Raw genomic sequence first — 25011 nt, 5'->3', positions numbered from 1 at the left:
ATCGTCCGATCCTCCCTCGAATCAGACGAAGCTTTGCCTGTCAGGAATCAACCCGGTCTAAAACGTCAGGACTCAGCCCGGTTCGTACCGGAGAGAGCCCCCACCCCGACCCTCCCCCGCAAGCGGGAGAGGGAGCGCAGTACCGATGCCGTCGCACCTCAAACCTCATATGCGATAGCCTGCCGCAAGCGAGGGATATTCGCGCGACTCCGCCTTCTTCTTGTGACGCCGTCACGCTCAATCAATCGCTCGTTTACCATCCCGCCTTAGGGTGAACCCGCCGGGGCACCTTGCCGCCGCGGCGCGTCGGGTGGAGTTGGCGTTGCGTACAGAGTTGAGTGATCGGCGCGTGCGGCGCTGTGTGATGCTTGCCGCCGCAGCCTTTGCGGGTTCCATCCTGGTCGTGCCCGCTCCCGTCTCGGCCGAAGGGCTGTTCGACTTCTTCTTCGGTGGTTCCCAGAAGCAGCAGGGCCGGCAGGCCCCGCCGCAAGCCAACTTCTTCGCCGATCCGTTCGGCCTCAACCAGCAGCCGGAGCGGCAGACATCCACCCCCGCCTCGGCACCGCGGGTGGCCGGTTCCGGACCGGCCTATTGCGTGCGCAGCTGCGACGGCAAATATTTTCCGCTGACGATGCGCGGCAACGCGACGCCGGCGCAGCTCTGCCAGGCCTTCTGTCCGGCGAGCGCGACCAAGGTCTATTACGGCAGCCACATCGACAGCTCGGCATCGACCACGGGTGAGCGCTATGCCGACAGCGAGAACGCCTTCGCCTATCGCAAGGCGCTGCGCGCCGACTGCACCTGCAACGGCCGCGACCCGGCCGGACTCGCGCCGGTCGACCTTGCGCTCGATGCCTCGCTGAAGGCCGGCGACGTGATCGCGACCACCGACGGCCTGGTCGCCTATACCGGCGTTCGCGTCGGCAACGAGCAGTCGTTCGACTTCACGCCGGTCGCCTCCTATCCCGGATTGACCGCGCAGGTCCGCGCGCGGCTCGGCGAAATGAAGGTCGCGCCCGTCAGCGCCGAGCTCGCCGGCGACACGCCGTTGCCGGAGAGCGGCCGCGACGTCGCGCCGCCTGCGCCGTCGTCTGTCGTGCCGAAGGGCAACGCGGCAAAACCCGCCAAGCGGGCCGAGGCGAACTGACGCCTTCGAGCTGCGCTGATCAGCGCGCCACGATCACGCCGATCACGTTCGGCGCGGCCATGTACTTCTCCTCGATCGCGGCGCGCGCGGCGGCGCGGTTCTCCGGATTGAGGATGCCGCGCTTCTCGGCGAGGATCATCCAGCAATAGCCCCACCAATCCGTCAGCATGCCGTGGTCGTCGACCAGGTCGTACCCCTGCTCGGCGGCGAACAGGCGCGCATGCGCCTCGTCAAGCGAGTCGAGCCAGGCGTGATCCTCGAGCGAAAACAGCTCGTCGCTGAAATCATCCGTGGTGTAGCCCCAGATCGACATGCAGACCGCGTTGAACTCGCGGTCGAGCTGGTCGTCATCGATCGGCTGGCGCCGCGAGGCCAGATGCAGCCGCGACAGCGAGCGGGCGAAATCCGCGATGCGGGTGAGAGCGAACTGATCGAAGGCGATGGTGGACATGTAGTCCTCGCGAAGGCTGGGGGACCCTAGATATTGTATCGGCACAGCGCCGAATCATAATGATATATCAAAGACTTGCTAAAGTGTTCTTAATTCGTTCTGATGCCATCAATAGAGCGTCGCCCCGGCGAAGGCCGGGGGCCCATAACCACCGCAATCGGACATCACAGGTGACCGGTGCCCCGAATGGATGCCGCAGTCTACTACGTCTACATCCTCGCGAGCCGTCGCCATGGGACACTCTACATCGGCGTCACCAACGATCTTCGCAATCGGCTTACGCTCCATCGCTCTGGACACGGCTCACCATTCGTCAAGAAGTACGACGTCACGCGACTGGTTTACGTAGAGGTCTACGCAACACCACAAGAGGCGATCGCCCGGGAAAAAGCGCTGAAGGAATGGCGCCGCGACTGGAAGATTCGCCTCATCGAGCAAGACAATCCGGAGTGGAACGACCTGTCCCATCTTCTCTGACGGCTGTGGTTATGGGCCCCGGCCTTCGCCGGGGCGACGAATTTGCGGTGACTGCTTTCGCCTCATGAAAGAGCGGTTGCGAAGCGCGCGCCCCCAAAGCAATTCGGGCCGCTGACTAGGTCAGCGGCCCGTTGAAAATTGCTTCGGAATGAAATGCGTCGGAGCTAAAAAATGTGCCCGCCCCACGGGCGACAGGTGTGGTTTTAAAGAACTTCTTAAGTTCTGGGAATCCGTATCACCACGGTGTTCCCGATTCGCGAGAAAACGCGCTGCGCGGCGGCTCAATTCGCCGCCGACAGCAGCTTGTCGCCGCAGGCATTCGCGTAGAACTTGCCGCCGCATTGCCGCTTGATCGCGGCACAGCGCGCGGCCGGCGATGCGTTCTGCGCCACGCTGAAGCCGCACGTCAGGCCGTCGGCGCTGCGGCCCGCTTTGCCCGCCGCATAGGCTGCGCTGGTCGCCGTGATGCACACGACGAGCAATGCCGCGGCCGCGATCTCGATCAATAGCCTCATCACGCATCCTCCGCTAAATCGTCGCAAAATCTCGCGTTTCGCAGCCTATCGTAGACCCGCGCGGACTTCTCCGGAAGGTTCCCGGAGCGGCCCGGTCCTTGCATAAAATCTCGGCAGCGCTGTGTGTGGTATCGTTCCGGTTTCGATTGCCACGCAACGCGCGTATCATTGCGCTGGAGTGCGATCGGAAAACCGCGGGAACCGGATTTCCGAGGACCATGCTCAAACAAGGCGACGAGAGCATGATGCCTGCCACGGCATCAGGTTCCCGTCTGAACGGCAGGGATTGAGCGTTGCAGGAATTGACAAACTACCCGGCATTGAACCAGCCGATCGACGAACTGGCGCTGACCGAGATCAAGGGCGCGATCCTGGCCAAGCTGCGGCTTGCGATCGGCAAGGACGCCACCATTGCGACCAGACGCGACTGGTACAAGGCGGCGGCGCTGGCGCTGCGCGACCGCATCGTGCACCACTGGCTGACGGCGGAGAAGCAGACCTACGATGCCGGCTCCAAACGCGTCTATTATCTCTCGCTGGAATTCTTGATCGGCCGGCTGTTCACCGACGCGCTGAACAATATGGGGCTGCTGCCGCTGTTCGAGGCCGCGCTTGGCGACCTCGGCGTCGATCTCTCGGACCTGCGCAAATGCGAGCCGGACGCGGCGCTCGGCAATGGCGGCCTCGGGCGGCTCGCGGCCTGCTTCATGGAGAGCATGGCGACGCTGGCGATCCCGGCAACCGGCTACGGCATCCGCTACGATTTCGGCCTGTTCCGCCAGATCATGAACCATGGCTGGCAGCAGGAATATCCCGACGAATGGCTCGCCTTCGGCAACCCCTGGGAATTCCAGCGGCCGGAGGTGGTCTACAACGTCCATTTCGGCGGCCATGTCGAGCATGTCGACGAGCGCGGCCGCGACCGCGCCACCTGGCATCCGGCGGAAACCGTCGAGGCGATGGCCTACGACACGCCGATCGTCGGCTGGCGCGGCCAGCACGTCAACGCGCTTCGCCTGTGGTCGGCGCATGCGCCCGATCCGCTCAAGCTCGACGTCTTCAACACCGGCGACTACGTCTCGGCCAGCGCGGAGCAGGCGCGCGCGGAGGCGATCTGCAAATTCCTCTATCCGAACGACGAGAGCGCGGCGGGCCGCGAGCTCCGGTTGCGCCAGGAGTATTTCTTCGTCTCGGCCTCGCTGCAGGATCTGGTGAACCGGCACCTCGCCTCCGACGGCGGCCTGCGCAACCTCGCGCAGAAGGCGGCGGTGCAGCTCAACGACACCCATCCGAGCCTTGCGGTCACCGAGCTGATGCGCATCCTGGTCGACCTGCACAATTTCCGCTGGGACGAGGCCTGGAAGATCACGGTCGCGACGCTGTCCTACACCAACCACACCCTGCTGCCGGAGGCGCTCGAGACCTGGCCGGTCGAATTGTTCGAGCGGCTGCTGCCGCGCCATCTCGAGATCATCTACCGCATCAACGTGGCTCATCTCGCGCTCGCCGAGGAGCGCTTCCCCGGCGACATCGAATACCGCGCCTCGGTGTCGCTGATCGACGAGCGCAGCGGCCGCCGCGTGCGGATGGGCCAGCTCGCCTTCGTCGGCTCGCATCGCATCAACGGCGTCTCGGCGATGCATTCCGACCTGATGAAGGAGACCGTGTTCCACGATCTCCATCATCTCTATCCGCAGCGCATCACCAACAAGACCAACGGCATCACCTTCCGCCGCTGGCTGATGCTGGCCAATCCGCGGCTGACTGAGCTGCTGCGCGAGGCCTGCGGCGAGGCCGTGCTCGACGACTTCTCGCTGCTCGAGCGGCTCGAGGCCCATTCGAGCGACCTCGAATTCCAGAAGCGCTTCCGCGACGTCAAGCATCACAACAAGCTGGCGCTGGCGCGGCTGGTCAACGAGCGCAACAACATCAAGCTCGACCCATCGGCGCTGTTCGACGTGCAGATCAAGCGCATCCACGAATACAAGCGGCAGCTGCTCAACATCCTGGAGACGATCGCGCTCTACCACGCGATGAAGGACAATCCAGGTGCGAACTGGGTGCCGCGGGTCAAGATCTTCGCGGGCAAGGCGGCGGCGAGCTACCGCTACGCCAAGCTGATCATCAAGCTGATCAACGACGTCGCCGAGATCGTCAACAATGACGCTTCGCTCGGCGGCAGACTGAAGGTCGCCTTCCTCGCCGACTACAATGTCAGCCTTGCCGAGGTCATCATCCCCGCCGCCGATCTGTCCGAGCAGATCTCGACCGCCGGCATGGAGGCTTCCGGCACCGGCAACATGAAGCTCGCGCTGAACGGCGCGCTGACCATCGGCACGCTCGACGGCGCCAATATCGAGATCCGCGACGCGGTGGGACCCGAGAACATCGCGATCTTCGGCCTCGAGGCGGGCGACGTCATGGTCCGCCGCAAGCAGGGGCTCGATGCCTCTGACGTGATCCGCAAATCGCCGCGGCTCGAGCGCGCGATCCGCGCCATCGAGAGCGGCGAGTTCTCGCCCGGCGACGCCGCGCGCTTCGCCTCGATCGGGCACGCGCTGCGCTACCTCGACCATTACATGGTCTCCGCCGACTTCGATTCCTACTATGACGCGCAGCGCGGCATCGACGCGCGCTGGCAGGTGCCCCCGGCCTGGACCCGTGCCTCGATCCTCAATGTCGCGCGCATGGCGTGGTTCTCCTCCGACCGCACCATCCGCGAATACGCCGAGGACATCTGGCACGTGCCGGTGCACCCGAGCGCCTCGCCGCAGCTCGGCAACCAGCGCGAGGCGAAGGGATAATCCCGGGTCGCGGAAATCGATTACGTCTGACGTCATTGAATTCGGCGCGGTCGCTGGGCTACTGCTGTTGCAGCAGCGTCATTGCGAGCGGAGCGACTTGTCCGCCGAAGCCTTGGCGAAGGTGGAAGCAATCCATCGCTCCACATTTGCGGAGCCATGGATTGCTTCGTCGCGGAGCCTGTCATCCGGCCGGCCGGAGGCCGGACCGGGTGGCTCCTCGCAATGACGGCAGACGAATTCGAATTAGGGACTTTCATGCTCACCAAGACCCCGCATTTGTTCGATGAAGCAACCGCCGTGACCGCCGGCGACAGCCGCTGGCAGGGGCGCACCAGCCCGGACTACTGGGCCTTCGTCGGCCCGTTCGGCGGCTGCACGGCGGCGACCATCCTGCGCGCCTTGATGCAGCACCCGCAGCGCGCGGGCGATCCGCTGGCGCTGACGGTCAATTACTGCGCGCCGGTCGCCGAGGGCGTGTTCGATCTCGATGTCCGTCTGGTCAAGGCCAACCGTTCGAGCCAGCACTGGTCGGTCGAGATGACGCAGGGCGGCGGCGAGGTCGCGACCTTGGCGACCGCCGTGTTCGCCGAGCGGCGGTCCTCGTGGTCGCACCAGCCGGCGGAGTTTCCCGGCGCCGTGCCGTTCGAACAGTTGCGGTCCTATCCGAAGCTTAAGATGACCTGGGCCAACCAGTACGATTTCCGCTTCGCCGAGGGCGAGCCGAAGTTCGGCGGCGGCGCCGCGACGGAGCCGTCGAGCCCCTATTCAAAGCTCTGGATCGCCGACCGCATGCCGCGCAAGCTCGATGCGCTGTCGCTGACGTCGATGTCGGACGCGTTCTTCGGCCGCGTCTTCCACGCGCGGCATGAGCTGGTGCCGTTCGGCACGGTGTCGCTGACGACCTATTTCCACGCCGATGCGGCCGACCTCGATACCGAGGATACCACCCGCGTGCTGGCCACGGCCGATGCCAAGAACTTCCACAAGAGCTACGGCGACCAGCACGGCGAATTGTGGTCGCCCTCCGGCCGCCTGCTCGCGACCACGACGCAGATCGCTTACTTCAAGGCGTAGCCAAATATCCACATTGGTCTGCTAGGACCGGATTGCCTATTTCAAGGGTTGGAGGAACATTGGCGTGTCGCTTCTGTTCCACGCCTTTGGGAGCACTGCCGCATGTCCGAAGCCGACACTTCAAAGCCCTCGCGCATCGCGCTACTTGGCGTTCCCATCGAGATCGGCGCGTCGCAGCCCGGTCCGCTGATGGGACCGGATGCGCTGCGCACCGCGGGCATCGCGCGCCTACTCGAGCAGCTCGACTTCCAGGTCGACGACCACGGCAACCTTGCGATCCCGGCCGTCGTTGCCGACAGCCCGGTGCCGGCCAACACCAAATTCTACGACGAGGTGAAGACCTGGACCCGCGCCCTCTCGGAGCGCGCCTACTGGCTAGCGCATTCCGGGGCGATCCCGATCTTCATGGGCGGCGATCACTCGCTGTCGATGGGGTCGATCAACGGTGTCGCGCGCTACTGGCGAGAGAAAGGCCGGCCGCTGTTCGCGCTGTGGGTCGACGCGCATGCCGACTACAACACCCCGGCCACCACCATCACCGGCAACATGCACGGCATGTCGGCAGCCTTCCTGTGCGGCGAGCCCGGCCTCGACGATTTGCTCGGCGGGCTGCCACGCGCCTCGATCCCGCCGGATCAGCTCGACCTGATCGGCACCCGCTCGGTCGATCCGCTGGAGCGCAAGCTGCTGCGGCAGCGCAACGTCTCGATCGCCGACATGCGCCAGATCGACGAGTTCGGCGTCGCCGTGCTGACCCGCCGCGTCATCGACCGCGTCAGGGCGAAGAACGGCGTGCTGCATGTCTCGTTCGATGTCGACTTCCTCGATCCCGAGGTCGCGCCCGGCGTCGGCACCACGGTGCCGGGCGGCGCGACCTATCGTGAGGCCCATCTCATCATGGAGCTGCTGCACGATTCCGGACTGGTGCGCTCGCTCGATATCGTCGAGCTCAATCCGTTCCTCGACGAGCGCGGCCGCACCGCCCGCGTCGCGGTGGAATTGATCGGCAGCCTGTTCGGCCTGCAGATCACCGACCGGCAGACGCCGAGCAACGCGGTGCTGCCGGAGATGGGGGAATAGCCGACCGCGGAATGCACACCGTTTCCGACCCGTCACCTGAGGAGCGCGCCCTAGCGCGCGTCTCGAAGGGTCGACGGCCGCACTGTGGCCGTGCACCCTTCGAGGCTCGCTCCGCTCGCACCTCAGGGTGACGGGACGCACAGTGTGCTTCCCTGCTGGATATCCAACCAAAACAAAAAAGGCGGCCACGAGGGCCGCCTTTTCCAATCGCGTATCGCTTGCGTGGATTACTCCGCCGCCAGCTTCACTTCCGGCGCGGCGGCGCGGACTTCGGCGTCGACCTGCGCTTCGAACTTGGCAAAGTTCTTCTGGAACATGCCGACCAGCGCACGGGCGGTCTTGTCGAACTCGACCTTGTCGGCCCAGGTCTTGATCGGATCGAGGATGTGCGGCTCGACGCCCGGCAGCGAGGTCGGCACCGCGAAGCCGAAATACTTGTCGGTGCGGAAATCGGCGTTGCGCAGCGAGCCGTTCAGCGCCGCGGTGAGCAGCGCGCGCGTCACCTTGATCGGCATGCGGCGGCCGGTGCCGTACTTGCCGCCGGTCCAGCCGGTGTTGACCAGCCAGCAATCGACATTGTGCTTGGCGATCAGCTCGCGCAGCATGTTGCCGTAGACCGACGGATCGCGCGGCAGGAACGGCGAGCCGAAGCAGGTCGAGAATTCCGGCTGCGGCTCATTGCCGAGACCGCGCTCGGTGCCGGCGACCTTCGCGGTGTAGCCGGACAGGAAGTGATACATCGCCTGCGCCGGCGTCAGCTTGGCGATCGGCGGCATCACGCCGAACGCGTCGGCGGCGAGCATCACGACGTTCTTCGGTTGCGGCGCGCGGCCGGTGCGCGAGGCGTTCGGAATGAAATCGAGCGGATAGGCCGAACGGGTGTTCTCGGTCTTCGAGCCGTCGTCGAAATCCGGCACGCGGTCGTTCGCGCCGAGCACGACATTTTCCAGCACCGCGCCGAAGCGCTTGCTGGCGGCGTAGATTTCCGGCTCGGCTTCGCCCGACAGCTTGATGCACTTGGCGTAGCAGCCGCCTTCGAAATTGAAGACGCCGTCCTCGCTCCAGCCATGCTCGTCATCGCCGATCAGCGTGCGCTTGGGATCGGCCGACAGCGTGGTCTTGCCGGTGCCGGAGAGACCGAAGAAGATCGCGGTGTCGCCATCGGGGCCCACATTGGCCGAGCAGTGCATCGGCATCACGCCCTTCTCGGGCAGATAGAAGTTCAGCGTGGTGAACACGCTCTTCTTCATTTCGCCGGCATAATAAGACCCGCCGATCAGGACGATCTTGCGGGCGAAATCGATCGCGACGACGTTCTCCGAACGCACACCGTGACGTTTCGGATCGGCGCGGAAGCTCGGCAGATCGATGATCGTCAGTTCCGGCACAAAGCTCGCGAGCTCCGACGTCTCGGGACGAATGAGCAGCGTGCGGATGAACAGCGAGTGCCAGGCGAGCTCGGTGAAGACGCGCGTCTTGATGCGATGCTTCGGATCGGCGCCGCCATAGAGATCCTGCGCGAACAGCGTCATGCCTTCGGCATGCTTGAGGAAGTCGGCATGCAGCGTCGCGAACTGCTCCGAGGTGATCGACTGGTTGCCGGCCCACCACATGCTCTTGTCGGTCAGGCCGTCGCGAACCGTGAACTTGTCCTTCGGGCTGCGGCCGGTGAACTCACCGGTATCCGCGCAGAGCGCGCCGTCGGCCGAGAGCACCGCTTCGCCATTGCGCAACGAATGCTCGTAGAGCTGCGGCGCACCATAGTTCCAATGCACGCCCTTGAGATTTTTTAAGCCGAATTTGTCGGCGCCGAAGGCACCGTTATGCACGCCCGTCTCTTGCACGAAGAACCTCCTCGAACCCGCGTATCCTTGTTCGCGCGAATGTCGCTAGTCGCGCCCCGTCGCGGTGATGACCGTCATCAGAATATAGCCTCTCGGCCCCGGTCCGGCGACCTAATAGTGGGGATCGCCGGGCTTGCCAAGCCAGTCGAACGGCTTTTGGTTTATTCCAACCGGGGTACATCATCTGGCGCAAATACCGCAGCGCGAAACGCTTTCGCTTTGCTTTCGCTTTCGCATTGTTTTCGCCGCGATCGGGCGACGTTTCGTCGCCTTTCCCGCTACGAACGAGGCCTTGCGATGCACAAAGAGTGCCAGCGATCGGCGTGTGCGTGCGCTGATTGCCGGCATAAAACAAGGGGAATGCCGGGTATGCGTTTCGCGCTGAGGATGTGTCGTTGAATTAGACTGCCGCGAGTTGACGCTGCGCTGCACTGCCGAGCATGTCGCCCACGATCGTGTTGCACGCGGATAGCACCATCTGCTCGGCGTTGAGCATTCGATTGAGCTCAACATGCCGTCGTCGAGGCTGGGTAACTTCAATGCCCGGCATCGGCGAATGTTCCGCAACGCGCCGTGCACATGACACAACAAGATCGCTGGCCGTCACGATCGATGGTAACGCAATCAGCGCCTGAGGCCCGCGCATCGTCGCGGCGTGAGCCTCGCAATCCCACTGATTTTCCGATGCAGCGGGCAGCGGAGATTCTCGCATCCGCGTCGAAGCCATCAGCGATGGCGCGACGCACCGGCGCGAAATGATCGCGCTATCAGAGACACCGCAATCGGGCCCAGGCGAAGGCGCAGGCAACCGCATCATGCGACACGATGCCTCGCCGGGCGCAGCGCCGCCTTCGGTGTCGGCAGCAGGTGCTGCCCTATCCCTTGGCGCGGGCTTCGCCGGCGAGCCGCACCAGCATCTTGCGCAGTTCGGTGCCGTTGCTGACCCGCTCCGGGAAATCCAGTCGCAGCGTGGCACGGCCGGCTTGCATGTCCATGCCGTCGGGATCGCAGCCGGTGCACAGCCAGTCGGCACTGTCAGAGCCAAGCAGCCGCGTGGCGTAGAGGTTCATCGCCTCGCGGTGGTCCTCATTCATATGCGCCACCGCGCCGGGCTCGGCCTCCAGCAGCGCGTCAGCACCGCCGAGATCAGTCAGAAACTGCGCCGGCTTGAGGTCGACGATGCGGCCGAATCCCGCGACCAGATGGGCACCGCCCGGCCGGATCACGAAGAACGAAAAATCCTTAAATTCCACAAAGGCTTCCGCCGACGGATGGGCACAGAGGTAGCGCCGCTGGGCGAGCTCCCGCTCGGCATCGGCGACCTCTTCCGCCCGCCCGGCCAGCATGATCCGGGCGCCTTCCAGCGGATCGCCCGCGGCGCGCTCGTCCAGCATCAGCGACACCCGGCTGTCGGCCAGGATGTTCTTGGTGTGCAGCGCCAGTCGGGAAATCAGCAGGATCGGCGAGCCGTCGGGATGGCTGGCGAGGTTGACCAGCGAGCAATAGGGATCGCCGGACCCGGCCATCAGCGTGGCGAGCGCGCCCTGGCGACTGCGGCGCAGCAGCGAGCGGGCAAGGTGGGCAGGATCGAAGTCGGCGGTCGGTTGCATGGGCCTATCGGGTCATTTTGGGGCGAATCGGGCGGTTCCCTTTGAAAAAAGGGCCTTTTCTCACGGTCTCAGGGTGCTATATGGGGGTCCAACGCGTGGGTCGCAGAGCGTTTTTTGCGGAACTCGGTCACACTTCAGCCTAGCTTGCATTGCTCGTTGACCGCGTTCGAAGCCCAATTCCACGGCGCGACGCCAGAGTGCCCGCCGTTTAAGCCACTCTCATTGTGAAAGCAGCTCATGCCCACAATCGCCTTGGTCGACGACGACCGCAACATTCTCACTTCGGTCTCGATCGCGCTTGAAGCCGAAGGCTATCGCATCATGACCTATACGGACGGTGCGTCGGCGCTGGATGGGTTTCGTACGTCGCCGCCCGATCTTGCGATCCTGGATATCAAGATGCCGCGCATGGACGGCATGGAAACGCTGCGCCGGCTGCGCCAGAAATCCGACCTGCCGGTGATCTTCCTCACCTCCAAGGATGAAGAGATCGACGAATTGTTCGGCCTGAAAATGGGCGCCGACGATTTCATCCGCAAGCCGTTCTCGCAGCGCCTGCTGGTCGAACGCGTCAAGGCCGTGCTCCGCCGCGGCCAGCCCAAGGATCCGACCGCCGCGCCGAAGGAGCCGGACGCCCGCGCACTCGACCGCGGCCTGCTGCGGATGGACCCGGAGCGCCACACCTGCACCTGGAAGAACGAACCGGTGACGCTGACCGTGACCGAATTCCTGATCCTGCAGGCGCTTGCCACCCGCCCCGGCGTCGTAAAGAGCCGCAACGCGCTGATGGACGCGGCCTATGACGACCAGGTCTATGTCGACGACCGCACCATCGACAGCCACATCAAGCGGCTGCGCAAGAAGTTCAAGGTGGTCGACGACGACTTCGAGATGATCGAGACGCTGTACGGCGTCGGCTATCGCTTCAAGGAAGCCTGATCTGCGCCTCCCGGGCGGCTTGTTAACTGACAGGCTCCGCACGGCTGGGGTAAGCTCGGGCAACCATCTGCTTCGCGGGACGACATCCATACCAACCGGCAGCTTTGCCAGTGCTTGATCGAACGCAGCTCGAGCAGGGCCTGAATACCGAGGACGCCTCGCAGCTCCTCGATCAAGAGGCCGTGGCCGACGATCTGGCGCGGGACAAGGGCTGGCGCCGCCCGCTCGGCTGGCCGCGCCGCGCCGGTCAGTTCTTCTTCGCGCTGTCGTTCTCGAGCCTGACGCGCCGCATCGTCTCGCTCAACCTTGCCGGCCTCGTCGCGCTGGTCGCCAGCATCCTCTATCTCTCGCAATTTCGCGCCGGCCTGATCGAGGCGCGCACCCAGAGCCTGCTGGTCTATGCCGAGATCATCTCGGAGGCGATCGCGGCATCCGCGACCGTCGAAGGCAACACCGTCACCATCGATCCGGACCGGCTGCTCGACCTCAAGCCCGGCGAGAGTTTCGGCCAGCCGGATGAATCGGCAGACTTCCCGATCAATCCCGAGCGCGTCGCGCCGACCCTACGCCGTTTGATCGCACCGACCAAGACGCGGGCCCGCATCTTCGACCGCGACGGCGGGCTGATCCTCGACAGCCGCAATCTGTTCGCACGCGGCGACGTGCTGCGCATGGAGCTGCCGCCGCCGTCCGAGAAGCCGTCGCTGTATGAGAAGACCAAGGCCACGATCAAGACCTGGCTCAACCGCGGCGACCTGCCGATCTACCGCGAGCTCGGCCCCGAAGGCGGCAAGGGTTATTCCGAAGTCGCGCAATCGCTCGAGGGCATGAAGGGCAGCGCGGTACGCGTCACCGACCGCGGCGCGATCATCGTCTCGGTTGCGGTTCCGGTGCAGCATTTCCGCGCCGTGCGCGGCGCGTTGATGCTGACGACGCAGGGCGACGACATCGACCAGCTGGTGATGTCCGAGCGCCTCGCCATCCTCAAGATCGGCGGGGTCGCGTCCGCCGTCATGATCATGCTGTCGCTGCTGCTCGCAAGCACGATCGCAGGTCCGGTGCGGCGGCTCGCCGAAAGCGCCGAGCGCGTCCGTCACCGCATCCAGACCCGCGTCGAGATTCCCGACTTCACCGGACGCCGCGACGAGATCGGGCATCTCTCGGGCGCGCTGCGCGACATGACCAATGCGCTCTACAGCCGCATCGAGGCGATCGAGATGTTCGCCGCCGACGTCGCCCATGAGCTGAAGAACCCGCTGACCTCGCTGCGCTCGGCGGTCGAGACACTGCCCTTGGCGCGCAACGAGAACAGCCGCGCGCGGCTGCTCGCCGTGATCGAGCATGACGTCAAGCGGCTCGACCGTCTGATCTCCGACATATCGGATGCGAGCCGGCTCGATGCCGAAATGCAGCGCCAGGATATGGCGCCGGTCGATTTGCGCCGGCTGCTGACCACGTTGACCGGCGTCGCCAACGAGACGCGGCTCGGCCACGACGTTGCCGTCGAAGCCCGCTTCGAGGGCCGCGGACCGACCGATACGCTCTCGGTGCCCGGCCATGATTCCCGGCTCGGCCAGGTGATCTCGAACCTGCTGTCGAACGCGCAATCGTTCTCCAAGCCGGGCGACAAGGTACGCATCGTCTGCCGCCGCACCCGCGGCGAGGTCGAGATCGTGGTCGACGACGACGGGCCCGGTATCGGCGAGGACGCGCTGGAGCGGATCTTCGAGCGCTTCTACACCGACCGGCCGCACCAGGGCTTCGGCCAGAACTCCGGCCTTGGGCTCTCGATCTCCAAGCAGATCATCGAGGCGCATGGCGGACGGATCTGGGCCGAGAACCGGCCGGGTCCTGCGGACGAAGACGGCAATCCCACCGTGGCCGGCGCTCGTTTCGTGGTCAGGCTGCCGACACTATGAGCGACAATTCAAGCGTGCACGCATCCGCTGTTCTGGTCGGCGAGCGTGCGGTGCTGATCCGCGGCCCGTCGGGCGCCGGCAAGTCGCGCCTCGCCTTCGAACTGATTCTCGCCGGGCGCACCGGAGCGCTCCCGCCGGCCATTTTGGTGGGGGATGACCGTGTCCATCTCGACACAGCCGGCGAACAATTGTGGGTTCGCCCGGCCCGGCAATTGGCCGGTCTGATCGAGATTCGGGGCCTCGGAATCCGCCATTGCCCGTTCGCGGACGAGGCCGTGGTCGGCTTGGTCGTCGACCTTGCCGCCGACGATGCCGAGCGGCTGCCGTCGCCCGAAGCGCTCAAGATCAGCCTAAATGGTGTTGAGATACCGCGAATTCCCGTGCTAGCCGGCTTTCAACCCCTGCCGCTGGTTGTCGCCGCGCTGACGACAACCTGAAAGTTCATGGTCCCGTAATCTTGCGGCCAATTGTGGGAAGGGAATTGGTAACCATATCACATCCACTATCGCGTCGGATTTTGCCGGCGCAGCCTCCCCTCTCTACCGCCAGGAACCGGGAGACTAGCCAAGATGCCCTCTTGCGCAGGGCCTCTGGATGGTCAAAGTGGCGCGTTCGTGCGGTGCACCAAAGGGCGCCCGCGAGGAGTTTCCGATGATTGGTCTAGTGCTGGTGACCCATGGGCGCCTTGCCGACGAGTTCAGAGCGGCGCTCGAACACGTTATGGGTCCGCAGAAACAAATTGAAGCAATTACGATCGGGGCCGAGGACGATTCCGATCTCTGTCGAAGCGACATCATCGAAGCGGTGAACCGCGTCGATAGCGGCGACGGCGTTGCGATCCTCACCGACATGTTCGGCGGCACGCCGTCGAATCTCGCGATCTCCTGCATGAGCCGCCCGAAGGTGGAAGTGCTCGCGGGCATCAATCTTCCCATGCTGGTCAAGCTTGCCAAGGTTCGCGAGGAGCGTTCGCTGCCCGACGCGATCGCGATGGCGCAGGAAGCCGGCCGCAAATACGTCACCATCGCCAGCCGCGTTCTCGCAGGCAAATGAGCGACGAGGCCCCGGGCGCAAATCATGTCGGCCCGGGCGTGCCTGCGGGCGCCATTTCGCGTGAACTGCTGATCGTCAACAAGCGCGGACTGCACGCGCGGGCGTCGGCGAAATTCGTCCAGCTGGTCGAGCGCTTCAACGCCGAGGTCTGGGTCACGCGCGGCGGCGAGACCGTCGGCGGCACCTCGATCATGGGCCTGATGATGCTGGCCGCGGGGCCCGGCACCACCGTGGTGGTGTCAGCGAAAGGCGACGAGGCGCAACAAGCACTCGACGCCATCGCCGAACTCGTCGCCAGCAAGTTCAACGAGGAAGGCACCTAGGTGCCGCGCCGCCCTGGGCGGCCGTGTTTTATCCGTCCCGTCATTGCGAGCGAAGCGAAGCAATCCATCGCACGGCATGCGCGGAAGCATGGATTGCTTCGTCGCTATCGCTCCTCGCAATGACGAGGTTGATAGATTCGCGGACTCTGAGCGAAAGCTACTTCGCCGGCGGCACCAGATAGACCTTCCACACCGTCGACGGGCCGGGATGGCCGTTGAAGAAGCGCATGGTGGTCATCACCACCGGCTCGGCATTCTTGGCATGCTCGGCCATCCAGGCCTCGCATGGCTGCAGGAACACCGGATCGGTGGTGTCGCAGACGCCGACGAAGCCGAGGCGCTTGGCTTCATCGAGCGACGTCAGCCCCGACGTCCAGGCTTCACCCGGCACCAGCGAGGCCGGATGATCCGGACTGTAGAACGTCATCGGCTCGCCGATGTCGGAGCGTGCGACGACCACCGCCCAGCGTGAATGGAATCTGTCCTGCCAGGTCTGGGTGAGCTCACGCGCGAGCTCGGAGCGCGCGGCGTAGGTCGAGCCACCGATACGGTTGGACGCGATCTCCTGCGTGGCGATGCCGGGCGCGGCGATCAGCGTTGCGATCGTGGCCACGAGCCAGACCGCAATGATCGAGAACAGCGCCATGCGCGGGAAGCGAAGCGAGGGGATCGCAACCAGCGCAAGCGGCACCAGGAAGAACAGCGGGATGCCCCAATCGGTCTTGATATAGACGGTGAATGCCAGCGCGCCGAGCGGCGGCCCGATCGCGACGATCAGCTGGATGATCCAGACGTTGAGCGCCTGCGGAAGGTTAACGGCCGGATTGGGTCCGCGCGACCAGATCCGCGCCAGCACGTCCGACGGCCGCCACGGCACCGACCCCAGCAGCAGCGCGATGAGGCCCAGCACGATGGGAATCGCGAGCAGCCCGAGATTGTGCAGGATGTAGCCGATCACGAGCTGGACGTTGAGCTCCCGGCTCGACAGCGCATAGACGTCGCCGGCATAGGTGAACGGCACGAAGTTCACCTCCTCCAGCCAGACCAGATGCGGAATCATCGCCACGATCATCGTGCCGATCGCAACCCATGGCGCCGGCGAGCGCAGGAACTGCATCCGCTGCGGATGGATCAATGCAGCAAGCCCGATGGCGCCGATCATCGTCACCACCCAGTACTTGGTCATCAGCGCCAGCATGCCGGCAAAGCCGAGCCAGAGACCCGATTTGAAGCTGCGCTTCTCGAACGCGTTCAGATAGGCCAGCACCAGCAGCGGCAGCGGCACCAGCTGCGCGAGGTCGGCGTTGTATTTGAAGCCCTTGAAATTGAAGATCGGGTAGAGCGCGAGCATCACCACCATGAAGAATGCACGGCGGCGATCGACGACGCGCAGCGCAATCAGCCAGCACACGACCAGCGCGAAGCTGACGGTTGCCATCGCGAGCGCATAGGTCGACCAGTTGGTGACGGGGAAGATCCTGAACCAGACCCCGGCGATCCAGCCCGACAGCGGCGGATGCTTGCCATAGCCGAGCAGGAAGCGCTGGCCCCAGGCATAGGCCTCCGCGACGTCCATATGGACGTCCTGCGCAGCCTTGAGCTTGACCAGGATCAAGGTCCACAGCACCGCGTGGACCAGTGCGAAGCCGATCACGAACCACAGGCTGGTCCGGGGATCGATGGCGCGCGAGGCAATCCAGGCGGCGATCCGCCGGATCGTCAGCCTGCGGGTGGAGCGCCGGGCGGCAGGAAGAATGGAAGCGGTCGACATGGCCTGTGCCTGAGGCATGACCCGGAAAAGTGGAGCGTGGCTTTCCGGAGCGATCATACCGAGTGGAAGCGGACGTGCGATGAGTGATTGCTCACCAGCACTTCGGCGCGCTTTAGCGCGTTTTTGTGGCCAGTGAAATCAGCTTGGCGTGAGAACGCCTCCAATGCGCCGGTTCACTTTTCGAGAAGCTCGGGCCGGTACTCGAAATGCATGGTATCGTAGTGATACCACTTGCCGCCCCAGATGAAGCCGTGACGCTCGAAGATGTCGACAATCTCTTGCGGCATCCGGTTCTTGTAGGGGATGGTTTTACCTTTCCCCGCCCACAGCCAGTAGTCCGAGACTTTCAGGTTGAGGTCGATCGCGGCCGCGTAGCCATGCATGCTCATCCGCCCGGTGTCGGCGACGGCGCGACAAGATAGCACACCCGCGATCGGAAACGCCGCGGCGCGCAGCGCCGGGTCGAGCGCGTCGATCTCTGCGGAAACCTGCTTCAGCCGTTCGGCCACGCCGTTGACCCGTGTGACCTGAACCGGCTTGCCCCAGGATTTCGGCAGCCAGCTGATCGTCACCAGGTTCCGCCTGACCTCGGCGGTATTGCAGTCGCCATACATCTTCTTGAAGAAGGCCTCGTTGCGGAAGCGGCCGGGATCGGCATTTACCGCCGGCGGCGGCGTCGGCCCGGCCGGATAGGGTTGCCGCATCTGATCGAAGATCGATGCATTGCGCAGCATCTGATCGAACGGCTTGTCGGAGATGCCGTCGTCGACCGGCATCACCGTGCCATCGCGCCAGGTGACCGTGGTGTCGTCATGGGTGGCGAGCGCATCGGGATAGGCCTGCACCAGGCGGTCGAGCAGTTCGCTCTTGCTCTGAGCATGCGCAAGCGGCGGCAGCAGCGCCAGCAAGGCAACGATGCAGGCCGTCCCGTGCGCGGCCATTCAGCGCTTCCCGACCTGATCGATCAGCGCCACGTTGGCCTCCTCGATCGCGTTCAGCGTCGGATTCCAACTGTTCGGCACATACCAGGGAAAGCGCGAAAAATACGCCTTGAGATCGGCGGAATCGAAATAGCGTCCGCGGCGGGCGAAGATCTCGTTGCGCGCGATCCGCAACTCGTCCCGCGACAGCCGCCGCAGATCCGCAGGCGTCAGCAGCCGCCGGTCGGAATCCGGGAAGATGAAACCGCTTGGGGCTGCGCCGCCGCCGGATTCGAAGCGATCGATCAATGCGACATTGGCGCTCTCGATCGCATTGAGCGGCGGATCCCATGAGCGGGGCACGTACCAGGCGAAGCTGCTGAACCGCGCGGTCAGGTCCGGCGCATTGAAGTAGCGTCCGCGCCGCGCGAAGATCTCATTGCGGGCGATCCGCAGATCCTCCTTGCTGAGCGCCCGCAGGTCGCCCTCCGTCAGCAGGCGGCTGTCGGAATCCGGAATGATGAAATCCGATTGCGTGCGCGCTGCTTGCTGCGCCGGCGGCGACGCGCTTGGCGGCGGCAGGCTTTGCTGCGGCGGGATCACCGTTGCCGGCGGATCGGCGGTCGCAACCTGCGCCGGCGCGTTGCCGGCGAAATAGAACGAGCCGTCGATCGGCGAGGTCGAGACCCAGGGCTGCTGCGCGTTGCCGGTGGCGCGCTTGACGACGAGGCCGACCTGATTGAACGCCTGCAGCACGTCGAGCCCGGGCTTCTGCACGGTGTCGACGAGCGCGCGCGTGTAGGGGCTGTGGCCGTCATCGCCATCCAGCGCGACGTTGCCCGGCTGGGTCGCATAGGACAACAGCGTGCCCTCCGGCGCGCGGATCTGGGCGAGGCCGCCGTCGGCGGCGCGCAAGCCGCGCCCGCCGAACGGATTGTTCCGGCAGGCGTCGAGGATGACGATGTTGAGCCGCGTGCCCGCGCCTTCCATCTGCCGCAGCACCAGCCCGACATCGACCATCTGGAAATCGACATCGGCCTCGCGCGTGGGGTTCGCCGACACCGGCACCAGATAATTCGTGCCGCGAACCTGGATGCCGTGGCCGGCGTAATAGAACAGCGCGACGTCGGCGCCCATCAGCTGGCTGCCGAAGCGCTGGATCGCGGCATCGAAACCGGCCTTGTCCAGATCGACCTGGGCCTGCCCGCCGACCAGCGCAAAGCCCAGCCGCTGCAGCGTCTCGGCCACCAGCTGCGCATCGTTCTTCGGGTTCTGCAGCCGCGACACGTTCTGATAGGTGGAATTGCCGACGACCAGCGCCACGCGCTTGTCGGCGGCCGCGGGCGCCGCGAACAACATGGCGAGCAATCCGGCGGCGAGAAGGGTCCAGCGCATCGTCAAATCCACGAATTTCGGGCCGCCAGACCTAGCAGAAACATGCCCGGAAATCGATCATTGCAACCCCGCCGGAAACACCCCCGTGATTCGCCGTCACACCCCTGCAAAATACCGCAATATGGTTGCCCGCGCGGGGGTGCGGGTGCTATCCCGCGCCCCATGACAACTGCCCCGATTTCGAACATCCGCAACTTCTCCATCGTCGCCCATATCGACCATGGCAAATCGACCCTCGCCGACCGCCTGATCCAGATGACGGGCGGCCTGTCGGATCGTGAAATGGCGGGCAAGGAGCAGGTGCTCGATTCGATGGATATCGAGCGCGAGCGCGGCATCACGATCAAGGCGCAGACCGTCCGGCTGAACTACCGCGCCAAGGACGGCAAGGATTACATCTTCAATCTGATGGACACGCCCGGCCATGTCGACTTCGCCTACGAGGTCTCGCGGTCGCTGGCGGCCTGCGAGGGTTCCCTGCTCGTGGTCGACGCCAGCCAGGGCGTCGAGGCGCAGACGCTCGCCAACGTCTACCAGGCGCTCGACAACAATCACGAGATCGTGCCGGTCCTGAACAAGGTCGACCTGCCCGCGGCCGAGCCCGAGAAGGTCAAGCAGCAGATCGAGGACGTGATCGGCATCGACGCGTCGGATGCGGTGATGATCTCGGCCAAGACCGGCGTCGGCGTGCCCGACGTGCTGGAAGCGATCGTCACCCGCCTGCCGCCGCCGAAGGGCGACCGCGACGCGACCTTGAAGGCGTTGCTGGTCGACAGCTGGTACGACGTCTATCTCGGCGTGGTCGTCCTGATCCGCGTGGTCGACGGCACCATGAAGAAGGGCAACCGCATCCGCATGATGGGCACCGGCGCGGCCTATGACGTCGAGCGCGTCGGCTTCTTCACGCCGAAGATGGAGCAGGTCGACGAGCTCGGTCCCGGCGAGATCGGCTTCATCACCGCCGCGATCAAGGAAGTCGCCGACACAAGAGTGGGCGACACCATCACCGACGACCGCAAGCCAATCAGCCAGATGCTGCCGGGCTTCAAGCCGGCGATCCCGGTCGTGTTCTGCGGCCTGTTTCCGGCCGACGCCAACGACTTTGAAACACTGCGCGGCGCGATGGGTAAATTGCGCCTGAACGACGCCAGCTTCTCCTACGAGATGGAAACCTCGGCGGCGCTCGGCTTCGGCTTCCGCTGCGGCTTCCTCGGGCTGCTGCATCTCGAAATCATCCAGGAGCGGCTGTCGCGCGAATTCGACCTCAATCTGATCGCGACCGCGCCGAGCGTGATCTACAAGATGCATCTGACCGACGGACAGGAGATTTCGATCCACAACCCCGTCGACATGCCCGACGTGGTCAAGATCGCCGAGATCGAGGAGCCGTGGATCGAGGCCACCATCCTCACCCCCGACGAATATCTCGGCAGCGTCTTGAAGCTGTGCCAGGACCGCCGCGGCTCGCAGAAGGAGCTCACTTACGTCGGCTCCCGCGCGATGGTGAAATACGATTTGCCGCTCAACGAGGTGGTGTTCGACTTCTACGACCGCCTGAAGTCGGTCTCCAAGGGCTACGCCTCGTTCGACTATCATCTGACCGACTACAAGCCGGCGGATCTCGTCAAGATGCAGATCCTGGTCAATGCCGAGCCGGTCGACGCGCTGTCGATGCTGGTGCACCGCACCCGCGCCGAGGGCCGCGGCCGCGCCATGGTCGAGAAGATGAAGGAGCTGATCCCGCCGCACATGTTCCAGATCCCGATCCAGGCGGCGATCGGCGGCAAGGTGATTGCGCGCGAGACCGTGCGCGCGCTGCGCAAGGACGTCACCGCGAAGTGCTACGGCGGCGACATCACGCGCAAGCGCAAGCTTCTGGAGAAGCAGAAGGAAGGCAAGAAGAAGATGCGGCAGTTCGGCAAGGTCGACATTCCGCAGGAAGCCTTCATCGCCGCGCTCAAGGTGGATAGCTGAGGCGCCGTCACGAACTGTCGCCAGCTTGACAACAACCGCGCCAGTCCCGCCCAACCGAAAATCTCGAAAACAACCCCATGCAAAGTAGCCGGAGGCGGATAGCCGACGCGCCGCCGCCGGCGCGCGTGTTGCCCGTTCTTGTCACAGCAACAAAGCGCACCATGATTTGAATCGCCATCGTGGGGCGGCCCGACTAAGCTCCGCTCATGTTGCGCATCCTGTCCCTCCTTGTCGTCATCCTTGCCTTGTTGCAGCCGGACCTGAGCTCGGCCGCCTCCTCGAAAATGCGGCACGGCAGCACCCGCTGGCATGGCTATGGATTCCTGCCCGGCTATCGGCAGCCGCCCAATCAGACCATTCCGGTGCTCGGCCCGCGCGGCGCCGCGCGTGGCTACCCGGACTTTTCACCGCAATATTGGTATGGCGGGGACTGGCATTACTTCGGCCGCCCCGGATTCCATGGCGGGGGACGCTACAATGGCGGCAGCTACGGCCCGTGCTGGGTCTGGACACCGATCGGACGGGCCTGGCAGTGCGGGTAGCCGCGCGTCGCTGCGACATCTTGCGCACGCAACTCACAATCCGCTGATCCCGGAATGAGAGGCATGTTGCCCGTCATATTGCCCCTGGACCCCGGATAGGCCACCATCCTCCCTGCGCGCACCACAAAAGACAACAGCGCCGGGGAAACGCATGAGCAAAGCCGCTCGCTTCGATTATGGCTGGGTCGTCGTCGGCGCGGGCGCGCTGATGACCTGTGTCGGCTTCGGCACCATGCTGTCGCTCGCGGTGTTCCTGCAGCCGATCTCGGATGCGATGGGCTGGTCGCGCGCCGGCGTATCGGCGGCGGCGACGCTGGATTTCCTCTGCATGGGCTTTGCGGCGTTCGCCTGGGGCGCGTTGTCCGACCGCTTTGGCACTCGCATCGTGGTGCTGGCGGGCAGCCTGCTGCTCGGGCTTGGCCTCGTGACGGCAAGCCAGGCGCAGAGCCTGTGGCAATTCCAGCTGTGCTTCGGCGTGCTGATCGGGATCGCCGCCGGCAGCTTCTACGCGCCGATGATGGCGCTCGCGAGCGCCTGGATCGACAAGCATCGCAGCCTCGCCGTCGCCCTGGTGTCGGCCGGCATGGGCGTCTCGCCGCTGACGGTCGCACCCTCCGCCAGCTGGCTGATCACGGCCTATGACTGGCGCTTCGCGATGCTCGTCATCGGCATCGCCGCATGGGTGCTGCTGATCCCCGCATCGTTCCTGGTGCGCCCGGCGCCGCAGGGAACGAACGTTGCGATGACGACCGCCGCGAGCGCGCCGCAAACCGAATGGACCGTGGCGCAGGCGCTGCGCACGCCGCAATTCATCACGCTGGCGCTGGCGCATTTCGCCTGCTGCGCGGCGCATTCGGGGCCGATCTTCCACATGGTGTCCTACGCCATGGTCTGCGGCATCGCACCGCTCACCGCGGTGACCGTCTACAGCCTCGCCGGCTTCTCCGGGCTCGGCGGCCGTCTGCTGCTCGGCGTGCTGGCGGATCGGCTCGGCGCCAAGCCGGTGCTGGTCGGCGGCCTCCTGGTGCAGGCGCTGTCGATCGCGACGTATCTCGCGGTGGCGCAGCTCGGCGAGTTCTACGCGCTGTCGGTCGTGTTCGGCCTCGCCTATGGCGGCGTGATGCCACTCTACGCCGTGCTGGTGCGCGAGTTCTTCGGCGCGCGAATCATGGGCACGGTGTTCGGCGCGGTGTCGGCCTTTGCGAGCCTCGGCATGGCGCTCGGGCCATGGGCCGGCGGCTACGTGTTCGACACGTTCCATGGCTACACATGGCTGCACGCCGGTTCCTTCGCGATCGGCCTCGCCGCGGTCGCCGTCGCGCTGAGCTTCTCGACCAAGCGTCAGCCCTCGCTCGATCTCGGCCGCGCCGCCGCCTGAGCGCGGATGCATTCGCCACGCTCGCGCGTCGGTGATGGATAGCTGACCGGCGCCGTCCCGCCTTGCCCTCGCCTGCCGGATGGGTCACCATCGCGCGCGCCCCGAACAAGAATGTCAGAACGGGCCGAGGACACGCATGAACAAGCCGCAGGGAGTAGACCTTGTCGAGCGGGCGCGCGCGCTGGCGCCGCTGATCATCGCTGAAGCTGACGAGATCGAACGGACCCGGCGGCTGACGCCGTCCGTCACCGCGGCCCTGGTCGAGAACGGGCTGTATCGCGCGCTGCTGCCGAAGCGTTTTGGCGGCGCCGAGGCGACGCTGGACGCCTTCATGCAGATGCAGGAGGAGATCGCCAAGGCCGACGCATCGACCGCCTGGTGCCTCGGCCAGTGCAGCGTCTGCGCCATGACCGCGGCCTATCTCGAGCCCGACGTGGCCCACGAGATCTTCAACACCGCGCCCGGCATCCTGGCCTGGGGCGCGATCGCCCACGAGGTCCGCGCCGAGCCCGGCGGCTATCGCGCCAGCGCGCGCTGGGATTTCGCCTCGGGCTCGCGGCAGGCGAGCTGGCTCGGCGCCCATGTCCGCGTCATCGAGGCCGACGGTTCGCCGCGCAAGAAGGCCGACGGCTCGCCGGAGATCCGCACCATCCTGTTCCCGATGTCGTCAGCCACAATGTATGACGTCTGGGACGTGATCGGCCTGAAGGGCACCGGCACCGATTCCTATTCGGTCGACAACCTCTTCATCCCGGACAAATTCGCCGCGCTGCGCGACGATCCCAGCGCGTGCCGCGAGCCGGGGCCGCTCTACAAGCTCTCCACCAACATGGTGTTCAGCATGGGCTTCGCTGCGACTGCGCTCGGCGTCGCCCGCGCCATGCTGGATGCGGCGACCGAGCTTGCCCGCGGCAAGACCCCGCAAGGCCTCAAAGCGATGCGCGACAACAACGCCGTGCAGGGCCAGATCGGCCGCACCGAGGCGAGCCTGCGCGCCGCGCGCGCCTATCTGTACGCGACCGCCCACGACGTCTGGCGCGATCTGTCGCGCGGCGATCCGATCAGCGAGGCGCACCGCGTCGCGATCCGCATCGCCTCGACCTGGACCATCCACCAGTCGGCCGCAGTGGTCGACATCGCCTATCACATGTCGGGCGCAACCGCGGTGTTCGCCAAGAATCCGTTCGAGCGACGGTTTCGCGACATGCACGCGATCGCCCAGCAGATCCAGGCCCGCGACACCCAGTATGAGGACGCCGGCAAGGCGATCCTGGCGGGCAATCTCTCCGCCCCGCCGACGGCGCGCTAAGGCGCGATGAAGTCAGATGGAACGAGAGCCCGTGCTCATACATCCGCCACGTCGGCTGCGCCTCGTGAAATCGGAGATCGCCGGGTGATGACGACATATCGGTTTTGGGGCCAGAAGCCGACATTTCGTCGGTCTGCTGCTATTCCAGAGCATCTCCACTTCAGAACTTAAGCATCGCTTTTGGGATGGATGCGGCGAACTTCCAGTTCTTCCCACCGCGTCATGACCTTCTCGTTGAAGCGCGCTCGATCAAACCTGACTTGGTCATCGTCCTCGACCAAAAAAATATCATCTTGGGACGCGACGGCTTCGAGGAAGCGTGGCGATCGGACGCTGAAATCAACTTGCTCACGGAATGCAAAATGACTTTGCAACTCGTCGAATGAGAACATCGCAACGCAATAGTTGTCGAAAGTCTCGAATCTTAAGAAGTCGGCCGCCGCGCACTCGTCCAAATTAATCACGGGGTAAAAATTCGGCCCCCAT

At 64.9% G+C, this 25011-nt stretch carries 22 protein-coding genes and 1 pseudogene; 14 read left to right on the top strand and 9 right to left on the bottom strand.

Going from position 1 to position 25011, the window contains the following annotated elements; all coding sequences use genetic code 11:
- Positions 1-364 precede the first annotated feature (364 nt).
- Positions 365-1147, top strand: a complete 783-nt coding sequence (locus AC628_RS30285; protein ID WP_245321400.1) for a DUF2865 domain-containing protein — start codon at positions 365-367, stop codon at positions 1145-1147.
- A gap of 19 nt (positions 1148-1166) precedes the next feature.
- Here AC628_RS30285 and AC628_RS30280 read toward each other — a convergent pair whose 3' ends face one another.
- Positions 1167-1598, bottom strand: a complete 432-nt coding sequence (locus AC628_RS30280) for a hypothetical protein (RefSeq protein WP_074130459.1) — start codon at positions 1596-1598, stop codon at positions 1167-1169.
- Between the two features lie 186 nt (positions 1599-1784).
- Here AC628_RS30280 and AC628_RS30275 point away from each other — a divergent pair, with 186 nt between their 5' ends.
- Positions 1785-2075 carry a GIY-YIG nuclease family protein gene (locus AC628_RS30275; RefSeq protein ID WP_074130458.1) on the top strand — a complete coding sequence of 97 codons (291 nt, stop codon included), beginning with the start codon at positions 1785-1787 and terminating at the stop codon, positions 2073-2075.
- Positions 2076-2356: 281 nt separating this feature from the next.
- On the opposite strand, the gene AC628_RS30270 is transcribed toward AC628_RS30275, so the two are convergent.
- Positions 2357-2590, bottom strand: coding sequence for a hypothetical protein (locus AC628_RS30270; RefSeq protein ID WP_074130457.1), 234 nt, complete (start codon positions 2588-2590; stop codon positions 2357-2359).
- A 293-nt stretch (positions 2591-2883) separates the two neighbouring features.
- Between AC628_RS30270 and AC628_RS30265 the strand changes: the two genes are divergently transcribed.
- From AC628_RS30265 to rocF, 3 genes are all read left to right on the top strand, one after another.
- The gene (locus AC628_RS30265; RefSeq protein ID WP_074130456.1) at positions 2884-5394 is read left to right on the top strand and encodes a glycogen/starch/alpha-glucan phosphorylase; all 2511 of its coding nucleotides are present in this window, start codon (positions 2884-2886) and stop codon (positions 5392-5394) included.
- A gap of 255 nt (positions 5395-5649) precedes the next feature.
- On the top strand, positions 5650-6468 hold the full coding sequence (locus AC628_RS30260) for an acyl-CoA thioesterase (protein WP_074130461.1): 819 nt from the start codon (positions 5650-5652) through the stop codon (positions 6466-6468).
- Between the two features lie 102 nt (positions 6469-6570).
- A complete protein-coding gene (gene rocF / locus AC628_RS30255; protein WP_074130455.1) occupies positions 6571-7548 on the top strand; it encodes an arginase in 978 nt (325 codons plus the stop codon).
- 227 nt (positions 7549-7775) lie between these two features.
- Here the strand turns inward: rocF and AC628_RS30250 are convergent, their stop codons facing one another.
- The 3 genes from AC628_RS30250 to AC628_RS30245 form a co-directional block, all read right to left on the bottom strand.
- Positions 7776-9392, bottom strand: coding sequence for a phosphoenolpyruvate carboxykinase (locus AC628_RS30250; RefSeq protein WP_074130453.1), 1617 nt, complete (start codon positions 9390-9392; stop codon positions 7776-7778).
- Positions 9393-9792: 400 nt separating this feature from the next.
- Positions 9793-10119 carry a hypothetical protein gene (locus AC628_RS43250; RefSeq protein WP_143201879.1) on the bottom strand — a complete coding sequence of 109 codons (327 nt, stop codon included), beginning with the start codon at positions 10117-10119 and terminating at the stop codon, positions 9793-9795.
- Between the two features lie 148 nt (positions 10120-10267).
- The gene (locus AC628_RS30245) at positions 10268-11002 is read right to left on the bottom strand and encodes a HugZ family pyridoxamine 5'-phosphate oxidase (protein WP_074130451.1); all 735 of its coding nucleotides are present in this window, start codon (positions 11000-11002) and stop codon (positions 10268-10270) included.
- Between the two features lie 237 nt (positions 11003-11239).
- On the opposite strand from AC628_RS30245, the gene AC628_RS30240 reads away from it, so the two are divergent.
- The 5 genes from AC628_RS30240 to AC628_RS30220 all read left to right on the top strand — a co-directional run bounded on the left by AC628_RS30240 (position 11240) and on the right by AC628_RS30220 (position 15236).
- On the top strand, positions 11240-11941 hold the full coding sequence (locus tag AC628_RS30240; protein WP_016843287.1) for a response regulator transcription factor: 702 nt from the start codon (positions 11240-11242) through the stop codon (positions 11939-11941).
- A 110-nt stretch (positions 11942-12051) separates the two neighbouring features.
- Positions 12052-13860: a sensor histidine kinase gene (locus AC628_RS30235; protein ID WP_074130449.1), complete on the top strand. Its 1809-nt coding sequence runs from the start codon at positions 12052-12054 to the stop codon at positions 13858-13860.
- Positions 13857-14297, top strand: coding sequence for an HPr kinase/phosphorylase (locus AC628_RS30230; protein ID WP_074130448.1), 441 nt, complete (start codon positions 13857-13859; stop codon positions 14295-14297). Before AC628_RS30235 ends, AC628_RS30230 begins: the two co-directional genes overlap by 4 nt.
- Before the next feature lie 214 nt (positions 14298-14511).
- Complete coding sequence (locus tag AC628_RS30225; RefSeq protein ID WP_021076632.1) at positions 14512-14913, top strand: PTS sugar transporter subunit IIA; 402 nt, start codon at positions 14512-14514, stop codon at positions 14911-14913.
- On the top strand, positions 14910-15236 hold the full coding sequence (locus AC628_RS30220; protein WP_074130446.1) for an HPr family phosphocarrier protein: 327 nt from the start codon (positions 14910-14912) through the stop codon (positions 15234-15236). Before AC628_RS30225 ends, AC628_RS30220 begins: the two co-directional genes overlap by 4 nt.
- A gap of 157 nt (positions 15237-15393) precedes the next feature.
- Here AC628_RS30220 and AC628_RS30215 read toward each other — a convergent pair whose 3' ends face one another.
- The 3 genes from AC628_RS30215 to AC628_RS30205 all read right to left on the bottom strand — a co-directional run bounded on the left by AC628_RS30215 (position 15394) and on the right by AC628_RS30205 (position 19322).
- Positions 15394-17007 (bottom strand): glycosyltransferase family 39 protein, encoded by a 1614-nt coding sequence (locus AC628_RS30215; protein WP_074130444.1) that lies wholly within the window; start codon positions 17005-17007, stop codon positions 15394-15396.
- 173 nt (positions 17008-17180) lie between these two features.
- Positions 17181-17948: a M15 family metallopeptidase gene (locus tag AC628_RS44890; RefSeq protein WP_210190280.1), complete on the bottom strand. Its 768-nt coding sequence runs from the start codon at positions 17946-17948 to the stop codon at positions 17181-17183.
- Positions 17949-19322 (bottom strand): YARHG domain-containing protein, encoded by a 1374-nt coding sequence (locus AC628_RS30205; RefSeq protein ID WP_074130442.1) that lies wholly within the window; start codon positions 19320-19322, stop codon positions 17949-17951.
- 162 nt (positions 19323-19484) lie between these two features.
- Between AC628_RS30205 and lepA the strand changes: the two genes are divergently transcribed.
- From lepA to AC628_RS30185, 4 genes are all read left to right on the top strand, one after another.
- Positions 19485-21296 carry a translation elongation factor 4 gene (gene lepA, locus AC628_RS30200; protein ID WP_074130441.1) on the top strand — a complete coding sequence of 604 codons (1812 nt, stop codon included), beginning with the start codon at positions 19485-19487 and terminating at the stop codon, positions 21294-21296.
- 206 nt (positions 21297-21502) lie between these two features.
- Positions 21503-21838, top strand: a complete 336-nt coding sequence (locus AC628_RS30195) for a hypothetical protein (RefSeq protein ID WP_074130439.1) — start codon at positions 21503-21505, stop codon at positions 21836-21838.
- A 151-nt stretch (positions 21839-21989) separates the two neighbouring features.
- The gene (locus AC628_RS30190) at positions 21990-23216 is read left to right on the top strand and encodes an MFS transporter (RefSeq protein ID WP_074130437.1); all 1227 of its coding nucleotides are present in this window, start codon (positions 21990-21992) and stop codon (positions 23214-23216) included.
- 136 nt (positions 23217-23352) lie between these two features.
- Positions 23353-24525 carry an acyl-CoA dehydrogenase family protein gene (locus tag AC628_RS30185; protein ID WP_074130435.1) on the top strand — a complete coding sequence of 391 codons (1173 nt, stop codon included), beginning with the start codon at positions 23353-23355 and terminating at the stop codon, positions 24523-24525.
- Between the two features lie 167 nt (positions 24526-24692).
- Here AC628_RS30185 and AC628_RS30180 read toward each other — a convergent pair.
- A pseudogene (locus tag AC628_RS30180) lies at positions 24693-25011 on the bottom strand (hypothetical protein); the annotation flags it as partial.

This window comes from Bradyrhizobium sp. NAS96.2, assembly GCF_001908235.1.
Lineage (GTDB): Bacteria > Pseudomonadota > Alphaproteobacteria > Rhizobiales > Xanthobacteraceae > Bradyrhizobium.
Note: the sequence above shows the minus strand (reverse complement) of the source record. Positions and strands in the feature narration are given on the sequence as shown.

Excerpts from the sequence above, each read along its gene's own strand:
- AC628_RS30280 (WP_074130459.1), bottom strand. The coding sequence starts at position 1,598 with ATGTCCACCATCGCCTTCGATCAGTTCGCTCTCACCCGCATCGCGGAT.
- AC628_RS30205 (WP_074130442.1), bottom strand. The coding sequence starts at position 19,322 with ATGCGCTGGACCCTTCTCGCCGCCGGATTGCTCGCCATGTTGTTCGCG.
- AC628_RS30215 (WP_074130444.1), bottom strand. The coding sequence starts at position 17,007 with ATGTCGACCGCTTCCATTCTTCCTGCCGCCCGGCGCTCCACCCGCAGG.
- AC628_RS30220 (WP_074130446.1), top strand. The coding sequence starts at position 14,910 with ATGAGCGACGAGGCCCCGGGCGCAAATCATGTCGGCCCGGGCGTGCCT.
- AC628_RS30185 (WP_074130435.1), top strand. The coding sequence starts at position 23,353 with ATGAACAAGCCGCAGGGAGTAGACCTTGTCGAGCGGGCGCGCGCGCTG.
- AC628_RS30270 (WP_074130457.1), bottom strand. The coding sequence starts at position 2,590 with ATGAGGCTATTGATCGAGATCGCGGCCGCGGCATTGCTCGTCGTGTGC.
- AC628_RS43250 (WP_143201879.1), bottom strand. The coding sequence starts at position 10,119 with ATGGCTTCGACGCGGATGCGAGAATCTCCGCTGCCCGCTGCATCGGAA.
- AC628_RS30285 (WP_245321400.1), top strand. The coding sequence starts at position 365 with ATGCTTGCCGCCGCAGCCTTTGCGGGTTCCATCCTGGTCGTGCCCGCT.
- AC628_RS30195 (WP_074130439.1), top strand. The coding sequence starts at position 21,503 with ATGTTGCGCATCCTGTCCCTCCTTGTCGTCATCCTTGCCTTGTTGCAG.
- rocF (WP_074130455.1), top strand. The coding sequence starts at position 6,571 with ATGTCCGAAGCCGACACTTCAAAGCCCTCGCGCATCGCGCTACTTGGC.
- lepA (WP_074130441.1), top strand. The coding sequence starts at position 19,485 with ATGACAACTGCCCCGATTTCGAACATCCGCAACTTCTCCATCGTCGCC.
- AC628_RS30225 (WP_021076632.1), top strand. The coding sequence starts at position 14,512 with ATGATTGGTCTAGTGCTGGTGACCCATGGGCGCCTTGCCGACGAGTTC.
- AC628_RS30245 (WP_074130451.1), bottom strand. The coding sequence starts at position 11,002 with ATGCAACCGACCGCCGACTTCGATCCTGCCCACCTTGCCCGCTCGCTG.
- AC628_RS30240 (WP_016843287.1), top strand. The coding sequence starts at position 11,240 with ATGCCCACAATCGCCTTGGTCGACGACGACCGCAACATTCTCACTTCG.
- AC628_RS44890 (WP_210190280.1), bottom strand. The coding sequence starts at position 17,948 with ATGGCCGCGCACGGGACGGCCTGCATCGTTGCCTTGCTGGCGCTGCTG.
- AC628_RS30190 (WP_074130437.1), top strand. The coding sequence starts at position 21,990 with ATGAGCAAAGCCGCTCGCTTCGATTATGGCTGGGTCGTCGTCGGCGCG.
- AC628_RS30260 (WP_074130461.1), top strand. The coding sequence starts at position 5,650 with ATGCTCACCAAGACCCCGCATTTGTTCGATGAAGCAACCGCCGTGACC.
- AC628_RS30230 (WP_074130448.1), top strand. The coding sequence starts at position 13,857 with ATGAGCGACAATTCAAGCGTGCACGCATCCGCTGTTCTGGTCGGCGAG.
- AC628_RS30275 (WP_074130458.1), top strand. The coding sequence starts at position 1,785 with ATGGATGCCGCAGTCTACTACGTCTACATCCTCGCGAGCCGTCGCCAT.